At 67.7% G+C, this 13,161-nt stretch carries 10 protein-coding genes; 4 read left to right on the top strand and 6 right to left on the bottom strand.

Annotated features, from left to right (window positions below; genetic code table 11):
- Positions 1-28: 28 nt before the first annotated feature.
- The 5 genes from ABLE92_RS07790 to aceE all read right to left on the bottom strand — a co-directional run bounded on the left by ABLE92_RS07790 (position 29) and on the right by aceE (position 7,198).
- Positions 29-1,300 carry a KasA/KasB family beta-ketoacyl-ACP synthase gene (locus ABLE92_RS07790; protein WP_348804193.1) on the bottom strand — a complete coding sequence of 424 codons (1,272 nt, stop codon included), beginning with the start codon at positions 1,298-1,300 and terminating at the stop codon, positions 29-31.
- A complete protein-coding gene (acpM, locus tag ABLE92_RS07785) occupies positions 1,297-1,602 on the bottom strand; it encodes a meromycolate extension acyl carrier protein AcpM (protein ID WP_348804192.1) in 306 nt (101 codons plus the stop codon). Before acpM ends, ABLE92_RS07790 begins: the two co-directional genes overlap by 4 nt.
- A gap of 131 nt (positions 1,603-1,733) precedes the next feature.
- A complete protein-coding gene (locus ABLE92_RS07780; RefSeq protein WP_348804191.1) occupies positions 1,734-2,642 on the bottom strand; it encodes an ACP S-malonyltransferase in 909 nt (302 codons plus the stop codon).
- A gap of 195 nt (positions 2,643-2,837) precedes the next feature.
- The gene (locus tag ABLE92_RS07775) at positions 2,838-4,109 is read right to left on the bottom strand and encodes a PucR family transcriptional regulator (protein ID WP_348804190.1); all 1,272 of its coding nucleotides are present in this window, start codon (positions 4,107-4,109) and stop codon (positions 2,838-2,840) included.
- Positions 4,110-4,435: 326 nt separating this feature from the next.
- Positions 4,436-7,198 carry a pyruvate dehydrogenase (acetyl-transferring), homodimeric type gene (gene aceE, locus ABLE92_RS07770; RefSeq protein ID WP_496560779.1) on the bottom strand — a complete coding sequence of 921 codons (2,763 nt, stop codon included), beginning with the start codon at positions 7,196-7,198 and terminating at the stop codon, positions 4,436-4,438.
- Between the two features lie 294 nt (positions 7,199-7,492).
- On the opposite strand from aceE, the gene ABLE92_RS07765 reads away from it, so the two are divergent.
- The 4 genes from ABLE92_RS07765 (at position 7,493) to ABLE92_RS07750 (ending at position 10,192) form a co-directional block, all read left to right on the top strand.
- Complete coding sequence (locus tag ABLE92_RS07765; protein WP_348804188.1) at positions 7,493-8,089, top strand: Rv2240c family protein; 597 nt, start codon at positions 7,493-7,495, stop codon at positions 8,087-8,089.
- Positions 8,090-8,219: 130 nt separating this feature from the next.
- Complete coding sequence (locus ABLE92_RS07760) at positions 8,220-8,657, top strand: DUF3052 domain-containing protein (RefSeq protein WP_348804187.1); 438 nt, start codon at positions 8,220-8,222, stop codon at positions 8,655-8,657.
- Positions 8,654-9,184 (top strand): peroxiredoxin, encoded by a 531-nt coding sequence (locus ABLE92_RS07755; protein WP_348804186.1) that lies wholly within the window; start codon positions 8,654-8,656, stop codon positions 9,182-9,184. The genes ABLE92_RS07760 and ABLE92_RS07755 overlap by 4 nt, the downstream gene beginning before the upstream one ends.
- Before the next feature lie 117 nt (positions 9,185-9,301).
- Positions 9,302-10,192, top strand: coding sequence for an SGNH/GDSL hydrolase family protein (locus ABLE92_RS07750; RefSeq protein ID WP_348804185.1), 891 nt, complete (start codon positions 9,302-9,304; stop codon positions 10,190-10,192).
- Between the two features lie 30 nt (positions 10,193-10,222).
- Here ABLE92_RS07750 and ABLE92_RS07745 read toward each other — a convergent pair whose 3' ends face one another.
- Entirely contained in the window at positions 10,223-13,132 is a 2,910-nt protein-coding gene (locus ABLE92_RS07745) for an acyltransferase family protein (RefSeq protein ID WP_348804184.1), read from the bottom strand.
- Between the last annotated feature and the right edge of the window lie 29 nt (positions 13,133-13,161).

The following is a 13,161-nucleotide window of genomic DNA, read 5'->3' as shown; positions in this document are numbered from 1 at the left end:
GTCGTCTCCTGTCGGACAGAGGTGGGCGTCAGTATCGCCCGAAGGCGATGGCCACGTTGTGTCCACCGAACCCGAACGAGTTGTTCAACGCGTAATCGATCTGACCCTTGCGGGCCTCACCGTGCACGACGTCGATCTCGCATTCGGGGTCCTGATTCTCCAGGTTGAGCGTCGGCGGGATGATGCCCTCCTCGACGCTCTTGATCGTCAGCACCGACTCCAGTGCACCGACGGCGCCGATGGAGTGGCCCAGTGCCGACTTCGGGGCGTACACCGCGGCGTGATCGCCGATGGCCGCCTTGATGCCGACCGCTTCGGCGGTGTCGCCGATCGGGGTCGAGGTGGCGTGCGCATTGACGTGGGCGATGTCGCTCTTGGTCAACCCGGCGGTCTGGATGGCGCGTGCCATCGCCCGTGCGTTGCCCTGACCACTGGGATCGGGGGCGACGAGATGGAAACCGTCGGAGGTGATCCCGGCACCGAGGACGCGTGCGTGGATGTGCGCACCGCGCGCCTTGGCGTGCTCTTCGCGCTCGAGGACCAGCATCGCGGCGGCCTCGCCGAAGACGAAGCCGTCGCGGTCCTTGTCGAACGGACGTGACGCCGCGGCCGGGTCGTCGTTGCGGGTGCTCATCGCGCGCATCATGGAGAACGCGGCGATCGGGATCGCATCGATGTGACCTTCCACGCCACCGGTGACCACCATGTCGGCGTCACCCATGACGATGTGGCGCCACGCGTGCGCGATGGCCTCGGCACCCGACGAGCAGGCGGAGACGGGCGTGATCACGCCGGCGCGGGCACCGACGTTGAGTCCGACGACGGCAGCAGGTCCGTTGGGCATGGCCATCGAGACGGCCAGCGGGGAGACCTTGCGGTAATTGCCGGATTCCTCGATGGCCTTGACCGCGTCGACCATGGCGTCACCGCCACCCTGACCGGTGCCGAGCACGACGGCCAGGCGTTCCGGATCGACCTCGGGTTCACCGGCGTGCGCCCAGAGGCGCTTGCTCATGACGTGTGCGATGCGCTCGACGTAGGCCATGCGGCGTGCCTCGACGCGGGTGACCTCCTCGGCGGGGTCGGCCAGCAGCCGTCCACCGACGCGGCAGGGGAGTTCGCCGTACTTCGTGACGAAGTCGTCGGTCAGCTCCCGGATGCCGGTCTTGCCGTCGAGGAGACCCTGCCAGGTCGAGTCGAGGTCGACGCCGAGGGAGGTGGTGGCCACCATCGAGGTGACCACCACACTCGGGAAGTTCCCGCCCAGCGTGGAGTACTCGCGGAGGGAAGGCGAGCTCACGAGTTCTGTTCTGCCTCGATCTGGGCCTGGATGGCAGCAGCGGCTTCGGGGTTCTCGGCCTCGAGCTTCTGGATGTAGCCGACGGCGTCGCCGACGGTGCGCAGGCCCGCGAGGTCCTCATCGGGGATCTTCACGCCGTACTTGTCCTCGGTCTGCACGGCGATCTCGACCATCGACAGCGAGTCGATGTCCAGGTCATCGACGAACGACTTGTCCATCGTCACCTCGGACGGCTCGATGCCGGTCACTTCCTCGATGATTTCGGCGATGCCGGCGATGAGTTGTTCCTGGGTGGCAGCCACGTGGGTGGATCCCTTCTGAATTCGAAAGTGATGTGTAACTCCGGAGCACCATGCGTGCACGACGCACTCACACGTTGCTTGGACATCCGGCACGAAGCCGGATTTCCGGGGGTCGCGGTCAGCCGCGACCGCTATCCAAGTTCGATGACCTTCTCGATGTCCTCGGGTGCCTTCCACGCGACGGTGGGAGTGCCCTTCAGTTCACGCTTGGCGATGCCGGCGAGCGCGCCGGCGGGCGGTAGTTCGACGAGGGCGGACACGCCGTTCTCGCGCAGGTACGCCGAGCACAGATCCCACCGCACCGGGCGGGTGACCTGCGCGACCAGCTTGGCCAGGGCGTCGGCGCCGTCGGTGACCGGGCGGCCGTCGGAGTTCGACAGCAGGGTCCGGTCGGGGTCGGCGGGAGTGATGGCGGCGGCCGCCTCGGCGACTGCGTCCTGGGCGGGTGCCATGAAGTGTGTGTGGAAGGCGCCGGCGACCGCGAGCTTGCGGGTACGGGCCTTCTCCGGTGGGGCGGCGATCAACTCGTCGATCGCGGCGGCCTGCCCAGCGGCCACGATCTGTCCGGCCGCATTCCGGTTGGCCGGGACCAGCGAGAGCTCATCGAGGCGGGCGAGCACCACCTGCTCGTCACCACCGAGCACCGCAGCCATGGTGGTGTCCTCGAGAGCGCATGCCTTGGCCATCTCGCCGCCGCGGATGGCGGCCAGCTTCACGGCCTCGTCGGGACTGATGACGCCGGTGATGGCCGCGGCCGCCAGTTCACCGACCGAGTGGCCGGCGATGACGGCGTCGGCGGGGAGTTCACCGCGCTTGCGGTACTCCTCGTAGGCGAGCAGCGCCGCGGTGACCACCAGTGGTTGCGTCACCGCGGTGTCGGTGATCTCCTCCGCGGTGGCCGTGGTGCCGAGGCGAAGCAGGTCCAGACGGATCAGCTTCGACCAGATGGCGAGCTGGTCGCGCACACCGGGGAGCTCGACCCAAGGAGTCAGCATGCCGGGAGTCTGAGAGCCCTGACCGGGCGCAAGCATCGTGAGCACGTGACCAGAGAACACTGTTTGACCGCCCGATGGCGGTGTAGAGGTTTATGAACCTCAGAACAAGGATTTGTAGGGTTCCCACAAAGGTGACCGGTGCGCCACCCGCATCGTCATCACTCTGAGATTCGTTACACGAACGTGTCCTTTGGGCGTCTGCCAGCAGAAATGTGGAAACAGGGGTGTGGCAAATGTTTCTCAAGTGGCTGCAGACGATGATTCGTTCCTGAAGTGTGTCAAACGACCCACCGTTGCGGCGACACGTAAGACGTACCCGTCGCGAGGGTTAGTTGGATCACGTCCTGTGACTTCTGCAATTTTCTTCAGTCGGTACCGAACAGTATTTGGATGGATGTACAGTTCGCGCGCGCAGGCCTCGACCGACCCCCCGGAGTCGAGGTACGCCTCGAGGGTGGTGTTGAGGACGGCGCCGCCGTGGGCGAGCGGGCGAACCAGGGTGTCGATGAGCGTGGCAGTGGCCGACGCGTCGCCGTTGAGGGCCCGCTCGGGAAGCAATTCGAGACTGTGCACCGGTCGCGGGGCGCCCGGCCATCCGACGACTGCGGCGATGCCGGCCATCGCCTCGGTGGCGCTGGTGTGGGCCGTTCCGAGATTGGGCATGGTGGGACCGATGACGACGGGACTGTCGGCGAAATGCCCGAGCAGAGCGGTCGTGAACGGGTCCGTCGGCCGGATCGCGCCGCTCACGATGGTCACCAGGGTACTGCCCTGAACCACCGAAAGTGCCGCTCGCTCATGGGCTTTGGCGGTGTTGTGAATGGCCAGCGGCACCGAGACGTTCTGTTCGGGTGGCGGCGCGCCGATGATCACCGTCGCCGGCGCGTCCGAATCCCAGTTGAGTGCCGCGGCCCGCGACATCAACTGTGGACCGGTGTCGCCGCGGATCACCGCGTCGACGACGAGGGCCTCGAGGCGAGAATCCCAGGCACCGCGTGACTCGGCCGCCGAGGCGTAGATGGCGGCCGCGGCGAAGCCGATCTCGCGCCCGTAGCGCAACACCGACTCGGTCAGGGCGCGCAGCTGGGCGTCGTTGCGGGCCAGCAACGGGAGCCATTTCTCGAAGAACTCCATCGCCACACGGACCATCTCGACGGTCTGCAGCAGCGTGATCCGGCGGGCGAGGTCCTGCGGGACCACCTGAAAGGCCTGCACGGTGAACTTGACGTTGCCCTCGGGATCTTGAATCCACTCGACGAAGTTGACCACCGCGGTCTGCACCACGAGCTGCACGCTGGCGCGTTGTGCGGCGTCGAGATCGGCGAAATACGGGAGCTGATCCTGCATCGAGTGCACGGCCTCGGTCGCGAGGCGACCGCTGTACTGCTTGACCCGACGCAGCAGGGTGTCGGGCAGTGCGTCGTGCACGGTCGCCGGTGCCGGAACGTGGGCGCCACGCTCACCGAAGACGTCGGTGGGTGGGGGCGTCTGGTTGGCGCGCGCGTCGGACATCTCTTCAATGTAGGCGGTGCCATACGTCCGACCGACCAGTCGCGGTGATCGTCATACTCGTCACCCGCCGTGAGCATCGACATCGACATGCATTCGGCCGGGAGTTCACCGCCGAGACCATGATCGCCGAACGACTCGACTACCTCGGCGAGGACCCCGACGATCTGGACGATCTCGACCCGATCACGCAGCGGATGATCGACGAGCTCACCACCGCCTTCGCGGCGAACCCACCGCTACCTGACCACCTGACGACGACCGCGGTGAGGGCGGTCATGACTGCCCTCACCGCGACGCATCGGCCTGCCGAGAACTCGGAGTGGCAGCTACGCGCTGCCGGTGTCGGCGAAGGACACCTGCGCGGCGGTCACGTCGGTGATCTTGTACTTCTCGGCGGCCTGCGCGGCCACCGAGGTGTCGATGTGGCCGTCGCGGGCCAACGCGACCAGCACGCCGACCACGATCGACTCGGCGTCGACGTTGAACACACGCCGGGCGGCCGGGCGGGTGTCGGAGAAGCCGAAGCCGTCGGTGCCCAGCGTCAGATAGGTGCCCGGGACGTAGGCGCGGATCTGGTCCTGGACTCCCCGCATGTAGTCGCTGACCGCGACGAACGGGCCGTCGGACTGCCCGAGGACCTTGGTGACGTAGGCCTGTCCGGGGTCGTCGGCGGGGTTGCGGACCGCGGCCTTGTCGACCTTGACACCGTCGCGGGCGAGTTCGGACCACGACGTCACCGAGTACACCGCGGCACCGACGTTCCAGTCCTCGGCGAGCATTCCCTGCGCCTTGAGGGCGTCGGGCATCGTCACGCCGGAGACCAGGATGTTGGCCGGGTACTGCTTACCCTCCGGTGCCGAGGCGAACTTGTAGATGCCCCTGAGGACACCCTCGACGTCGAGATCCTCCGGTTGCGCCGGCTGACTGATCGGCTCGTTGTAGACGGTGATGTAGTAGAAGATGTTCTCCGGCTGCTCGCCGTACATCCGCTTCAGACCGTCGGCGATGATGTGGCCGAGTTCGAACGCGAACGCCGGATCGTAGGCGACGACCGCCGGGTTGGTGGCCGCCAGCAGCGGCGAATGGCCGTCGGCGTGCTGCAGTCCCTCACCGGTCAGGGTGGTCCGCCCCGCGGTGGCACCGATGACGAAACCGCGGGCCATCTGATCCCCGGCCGCCCAGAAGCTGTCGCCGGTCCGCTGGAACCCGAACATCGAATAGAAGATGTAGAGCGGGATCATCGGCTCGTCGTGGGTGGCATACGACGTGCCGACCGCGGTGAACGATCCGGCCGATCCGGCCTCGTTGATGCCCTCGTGCAGGATCTGACCCTCCGAGCTCTCCTTGTAGGCGAGCATCAGTTCGGCGTCGACCGAGGTGTAGAGCTGGCCGTTGCGGTTGTAGATCTTGAGCGTCGGGAACCAGGAGTCCATCCCGAAGGTGCGGGCCTCGTCGGGGATGATCGGTACGATCCGCTTGCCGATCTCCTTGTCGCGCAACAACTCCTTGAAGATGCGGACCAGTGCCATGGTCGTCGCCACCTGCTGCTTGCCCGAACCCTTGCCCGCGGTCTTCAGTGCGCCGCTGACGTCGGGTTTCAGCGCCTTGGCCTTGGTGCGGCGCACCGGCAGGAAACCGCCGAGCTGCTTGCGTCGGTCGAGCATGTACTCGATCTCCGGGGCGTCCATCCCGGGGTGGTAGTACGGCGGCAGGTAGGGATCTTTTTCGAGCTCGGCGTCGCTGATCGGGATGCGGGTCGAGTCGCGGAAGGCCTTGAGGTCGTCGAGGGTCAGCTTCTTCATCTGGTGGGTCGCGTTGCGGCCCTCGAAGTGCTTGCCGAGCGTGTAGCCCTTGATGGTGTGGGCCAGGATCACCGTCGGCTGCCCCTTGTGGGCCATCGCCGCGGCGTAGGCGGCGTGGATCTTGCGGTAGTCGTGACCGCCGCGCTTGAGCTTCCAGATGTCGGCGTCGCTCATGTTCTTGACGAGTTCCTTCGTGCGCGGATCGCGGTTGAAGAAATGCTCACGGACGAACGCGCCGTCGTTGGCCTTGTAGCCCTGGAAGTCGCCGTCGGGGGTGGTGTTCATCAAGTTGACCAGGGCGCCGTCGCGGTCGGCGTGCAGCAGCGCGTCCCACTCGCGACCCCAGATGACCTTGATGACGTTCCAGCCGGCGCCACGGAAGAAGGACTCGAGTTCCTGGATGATCTTGCCGTTGCCGCGGACCGGTCCGTCGAGGCGCTGCAGGTTGCAGTTGATGACGAAGGTGAGGTTGTCCAGGCCCTCGGTGGCCGCGAAGCTGGCGAAGCCGCGCGATTCGGTCTCGTCCATCTCGCCGTCGCCGAGGAACGCCCAGACATGCTGGTCGGCGGTGTCCTTGATGCCGCGGTCGTGCAGGTAGTGGTTGAAGCGCGCCTGGTAGATCGCGTTCATCGGGCCCAGGCCCATCGAGACCGTCGGGAACTGCCAGAAGTCGGGCATCAGCCGGGGGTGTGGATACGACGGCAGTCCGCCGCCCTCGCCGGCGTGGCTGTGCTCCTGGCGGAAACCGTCCATCCGCTCGGGGCCGATGCGGCCCTCGAGGAAGGCCCGCGCGTAGATGCCGGGGGAGGCGTGTCCCTGGATGAAGATCTGATCGCCACCGCCGGCGTGATCGATCCCGCGGAAGAAGTGGTTGAAACCGACCTCGTAGAGGGCGGCCGACGACGCGTACGTCGAGATGTGGCCGCCGACGCCGACACCCGGACGCTGGGCGCGATGGACCATGATCGCGGCGTTCCAGCGCAGGAAATTGCGGAAGCTGCGTTCCACCTGCTCGTCGCCGGGGAACCACGGCTCGCTCTCGGTCGGGATGGAGTTGACGTAGTCGGTGGAGGTCAGCGACGGGATCGCCACACGGCTCTCGCCGGCGCGCTCGAGGAGGCGCAGCATCAGATAGCGGGCGCGGGCCGGGCCCTGTTCTTCGACGAGCTTGTCGAAGGACTCCAGCCATTCACTGGTCTCGTCGGGGTCGATGTCGGGCAGATACGAGGCGACACCCTCGCGGATGACACGCACGCGGGGTCCCTGCGGCCCTCCGGAGGCCGCCACGCCATTGGTCGCACTGACGTCCGTGGTCGCCTGCTCGGTCGTCGCTGCACGCTCGGTCGTCTCTGCCTGTTCGGTCACGGTGATGCCTACTCCTCGATCGGGGCCGGGACGGGGTGGTGCCCGGCAGTCGATGACACGCGGGCTCCGCGCGGCGAATGGTTGTCGACGCTGACGGAATCCGTTTCCCATCGTGCCCCATGACGGTTCGGTTGGCACCGGCTGCGTGGGTTTCGGCATGAACCCACTGACCTGCGGTAGCGTTCGACTTCGATTACCGACGAGTAAGGAGAGGCTGTGCGCCATCAACGGGTTCACCCGGGTGCGTCGCGGCGGGTGCGTCTGGTCGTGGCGTGCGTCTGCTCGGGTGCTCTGCTGATGGTGGGTGCCTGTGCGACGACGGTCCCGGGCTCGCCGGGCGCCGACTCCGACGAGGTCTCCCTGTATTCGTCGGAGCAGTCCGCGTCGGCGGCGGCCGCGCAACGCGAGTCGACGGTGGCGCTGTGCCGTCAGGCGATGTCGTCGATGGTGGTGATGGTCCGCGGCTACAACACCTTCGTCGACAAGCTCAACGACGTGCAGTCCTACGATCGTGTCGGCGATCTCGACGACCGGGCGCGGGCCAGTCTCATCGCCGGTGCCGATCAGATCCGGGCGGAGGTCGCGGCGTCGATTCCGGCGACGGTGACCGACCCCGTCAACGCCTTCCTCGCCAGTTCGGATCGACTCGGCCAGGCGATCGCCCGTCGGGAGTTGGTGGGCCTCAACCCGATTGCCGATACCTGGACGCGTGACAAGCAGTCCGTGCTGACGGTGTGCGCCGAGTATCTGCCCACGCCGCCGGGCTTGTCCGGCGCGCCGAGCGCCGCCGCGACGCCGACGCCGACCCGCTGACCCGGACGCGTGGCGGGCGCGAGGAAATCGCCGTGTCCGCGAATTCATCTCGGTGAACCACCCCTTGGTGCACTACGCTGTTTCCAAACAGCCGACAGGCACACACTCACACCTCAGGAGGTCTCGCGCGGTGGTAGCCGCCTCAGGGAGCACTGGCTCCGACGGCAGCAGTGCACAGAAGCTGGGGTTCGACCCCGGCATGGTGGTCCAGGAACTGGGTTGGGACACCGACACCGACGACGACCTGCGGGCCGACATCGAGGACGCCATCGACGCCGAGATGCTCGATGAGGACGCCGACGACGTCATCGACGTGGTGGTGTTGTGGTGGCGTGACGATGACGGTGACCTGGTGGACCGGTTGATGGATGCCATCACCCCACTCGCCGACGACGGGTACGTCTGGGTGTTCTCGCCGAAGACCGGCAATACCGGTTACGTCGACCCGAGCGAGATCGCCGAGGCCGCCCCGACTGCCGGACTGACGCAGACCAACGTGGTGAGTCTGGGTGACTGGTCGGGTTCTCGTCTGGTACAGCCGAAGTCGCGGGCCGGCAAGCGGCAATGAGCGATCCGGCCGTCCACGACGCCGACAGCCTGGCCTCCGACGTCGCGGTCGGAGACCGGCGTGTTCCCCTGGAGGTCGGTGATCTCGCACCGGACTTCGAACTGCGTGATCAGAACAATCAGCGGGTGTCGCTGTCGCGACTGCTCGGTGAGGGTCGCTCGGTGCTGATCGTGTTCTTCCCGTTGGCGTTCACCGGGACCTGCCAGGGCGAACTCGGCTACATCCGCGACCATCTCCCGCAGTTCAGCAATGACGACCTCACCACGGTTGCCGTGTCGGTCGGGCCGCCACCGACACACAAGGTGTGGTCGTCCACGCAGGGATTTCTCTTCCCGATCCTCTCGGACTTCTGGCCGCACGGTGCCGTCGCGCGGGCCTACGGGGTGTTCAGCGCCGAGCGTGGATACGCCGATCGCGGCACCTTCGTGGTCGACGCGGACGGACGGATCGTGTTCGCCGACGTCGTCGGGCCGGGGGAGGCGCGCACCGAGGCGGTCTGGGACCGCGCCCTCGCGACGCTGGGTTGATCCCGGGCTCGGGCGTCCCGGTTCCGTCCGGTCCGGATCTCCTCGGTTCTTGACCAACTCGTAGCCAGCCAGGTGTTGCGACAGAAGTGACTGGTGTAGTTCAGTGTGACTGTTGTGATGAAATTTTTCCGTTCTCAGTTCACTCGTCACCGGATCATCGCCAGGGGTGGTCTCGGTGCGATCGGTGCCGGCGTCGCGCTGGCCGTGCTCGGCACCGGACCTGCCGGCGCCGCGCCGCTCGATGACCTCTCCGGGATTCTCACCCAGCTGCCGAGCGGGTCGTCGACGACGGATCTGCCGGGTCTGCAGGATCTGCCGGGCGTGGTCGACGGGCTCCTCGGGACCCTGCAGGGAACCACGCCGGAGGGAATCACACAGCGGGGCGAGGGCACCTCACGGTGTACGACGGTGATCCAGATCGGTGACTCGACATCGGTGGCCGCCGACAATGCGGCGATGCTGCCCACCGCCGGGGACACCGCGACCGCGCAATACCGCCGGATCGGTGCCACCAAGGTCACGGTCGACGCGGTGAGCGGCCGGGCCGTCGTGGGCGGACCGTCACCCGACGCCGAACACGCCGTCGCATCGCGTCTCGCCGCCGGTGAGCGCGGATGCTGGGTCATCGCGATGGGTGTCAACGATGCCGGTGCCATCGCCGGTGGCGGGATCGGGGCCGCCGAACGGATCGATCGCATCATGACGCAACTGCAGGGCCAGCCGGTGCTGTGGCCGACGGTGACCTCATCCCACCCGAGCAACCAGGCCTTCGGTGCGGCCGCGATGGCCACCTTCAACACCGCGCTGCGCGATGCGACCACCCGATACGGCAATCTCGCCGTCTACGACTGGGCCGGACACGCCGGTGCCGACGACTTCGGTGGCGACGGTATCCACTACACCGCGGCCGGAACCGCCGAGCGCAACCGCGGGTTCGCCGATGCCTTGTCGGTCGCTTATCCACCCGGTGCGGGCGCCACCCCGTCGACCCGGTGGGTGACCGGCTGACCGGTCGGCGGGTCCGGGCGTCGACCGGACTCAGATCGGGCAGGAGATCGAGCGATCCCGCTGCCCGGTGACCGCCTGACGTAGACCGGCGGTCACGGCGTCGGCATACATCCAGGTGCCCGGCCCGATCGGGTGGACGTCGTCGGGCCCGAGATTCTCCGGGTGCGCGGCGGCCGCCTGGCACCACGGCGCGAGGAAGACGTCGGCGTGTCGCGGTGCGTAGCGCAGGACCTGTTGCGCCGCCTGGGGGATGCCGTCGACGGGACCGAACGGAACCAGCAGGATGATCTTGTGGCCGGGCCCGATCTCTTTCAGGATGCGGTCGAGTTGACCGTCGAACGCCTGCCCGTTGGTGCCGAATCCGAGGACCACGTACTTGCGTAGCGCTCGGGTGGCGGCGAGATTCTGGATGACGCCCTCGCCGCCGGAATAGTGGCGGGAGACCTGCGCGTCGATGTAGATCCCGGGGAATCGGGCGATCAGGGCCTGCGACGAGGCGAGCATCACCGAGTCGCCGATGCCGGTGATGTCCCGACCGGCCGGCAGGGTCGGGGCGACAGGCGTCGGACGCGGTGGAGGTTGTTGCTGTGCAACAAGATTCGCTTGTTGCTGGAGTCGGGCGAGCTCTTCGAGTTGGGTCTCCAACTGCGACTTGGCCGGGCTGGTCCCCAGGGACACGCCGGCGAAGAGCACCACGGCCATCGACGCGGCCATCGCGGCGGCGAGGGACGGAACGCGTTCCGACGAACCGAGGCCGGCAAGCACGCCACGGAAACCGCGGCGTCGGAACGGTGTCTCGATCCAGCGGTAGGACATCTCGGACAGGACCAGGGTGACCACGCCGGCGAGGATGCCGATCGCCCAGTCGGGCCACGCCTCGTGGGCGCGGGCGTTGCCGCCGTCGAGCCATTGCCGCAGGAACACCACGACCGGCCAATGCCACAGGTACAGGCTGAACGACCGCTCGCCCAGCCACCGCAGGACCCGGATGCGCAGCAACGCCGCCACCGGTCCGGTGTCGCGGATGGCGTTGTGGACGACACAGGCGGTGAGGATGCTCGCCGCCACCAGGCCGCCGCGATAGGTGACCGGCGCCGTGTCGGGAAGCGTGAACAACAGGACGACGAGTCCGACAAAGGCCAACGGTGCGAGGGTCCACCCGATCACGGTCGCCGCACGGGCACCGACCCGTCGCGGCCACGAGTCGTGGGCGTCGGCGTCGGGTGTGGTGACCAGCAGCGCCAGCACCACGCCGATGAGCAGCCCGAAGGAGTGGGTGTCGCTGCCGAAGTAGACGCGGCTCGGGTCGGTGCTCGGGTCGTAGAGCAGCACCATCGCCGCCACCGACGCCGACGCGAGGCCGGCCGCGACCACCGCCATGGTGCGCAGCCGTGTCCGCAGTCGAGCGCGCCGGAGCAGCCACAGCATCGCGATGAACGCCAACGGCCAGACGAGGTAGAACTGCTCCTCGATTGCCAGCGACCAATAGTGCATGAAGATCTGCGGTGAGGTGTCGGCGAAGTAGCTGTGCGACTGGGCGATCTGTACCCAGTTGTTGACGAAGAACGCCGACCCGAGGAACTGATTGACCAGTGCGACGGCGACGTCACCGCCCATCAGGCCGGCGACCGCCGTGCAGATCACCAGGACGGTGATCGCCGCGGGCAGGATGCGTCGCGCTCGCCGTTGCCAGAACCGCGACAGGGAGGTGGCGTGGGTGGCGCCGCGCTCGCGCACCAACAGCGAGGTGATGAGGAACCCGGACAGGACGAAGAAGATGTCGACGCCGAGATATCCACCGGGCATCGCGGGTCCGTAGAAGTGATACACGGCCACCGACAGCACCGCGATACCCCGCAGACCGTCGAGGGCGAGCGCATGCCGGATGCGACCCGGCGCCACGGGGGTGGGCGGGGCCGGCTCGGTCTCGGCGGCGACGGCCGCGGCGGGTGTGGCCGGCTCGTCGACGTGGACGGGGAAGGGTTCGGTGGCGGCGTCGGCTTCCACGGCGGTGGCGGCGAGCGGCGAGTCCGGGACGGGCGTGTCCGGTCGGGCACCGAGGGGCGGCATCAACTCTCGGCGTCGCTGTCGCATCATCGGGATCGGCGCCGGGATCGGGGCCAGGTCGTCGGCTGGTTCGGCGACGTTTCCGACCCGGGAATCCGAGGCGTCGACCTCGGCCTCGTCGGCGGCCTCGTCGGCCTCGTTGGCGGTGATGTCGTCGGTGATGTGGTCGGCGGTGATGTGGTCGTCGTCGGTGGCCTCGGCGGCGACTGCGAGCATCGGGACTTCCACCCGAGCATCCGTCTCGGGGCCGGTGTCGTCGGCCGGGGTTTCATCCGAGTCGGCGTCGGCGTCGGCGTCGGCGTCGGTGTGAGTGTCGGCGTGGTCGTCGGCGACGTCGCTCCCGGGCGTGGACAGCTCGCCCTGAGAATCATCGTGGGCGCAACGATCGGCCGGATCACTCGCAGGCGTTGCCGCGTCCGGATCGCCTACCGACGGCGCTGTGTCGGGGACCCCGATGGCGTCGTCGCGTTCGAGCGTCGGTGCTGATTCCGCGTCGGTGGTGGGCGACGCGGTGGTGTCCGGCTCGGTGGTGTCAGGTTCGGTGGCGTCCGGCTCGGTGGTGGGCGCCGGATCGTCGGCAGTCGTGAAATCGACTGCCGGGTCCGACTCATCGTCGTCGACGAGCGACGTCGATGGGACCGGCGGCGGGGGATATCCGCTGATGGCGGGTCCGACACCGGCTCCGACGAGCTCATGGGCCTGTTCGGCGGCGGGAGCGGTGACGACCGGCTCCGAGGTGCCGGTGACCGTGGCGGCCTCGGTGCGCCGGGCCAGATGACGTGCCTGTACGCCGGTCAACCAGGACACGAGACGATTGACCACGGTGAGCAGGGCGAGCAGGAAATCGTTGATGGGTGTGGCCCCCGGGGACACGTCGGCGTTGGGTGGTTCGAGACGAGGGT

Source organism: Gordonia oleivorans (genome assembly GCF_040044975.1).
Taxonomy (GTDB): domain Bacteria; phylum Actinomycetota; class Actinomycetes; order Mycobacteriales; family Mycobacteriaceae; genus Gordonia; species Gordonia oleivorans.
The sequence above is the reverse complement of the archived record's forward strand: the minus strand, read 5'-3'. Positions and strand labels throughout refer to the sequence as shown.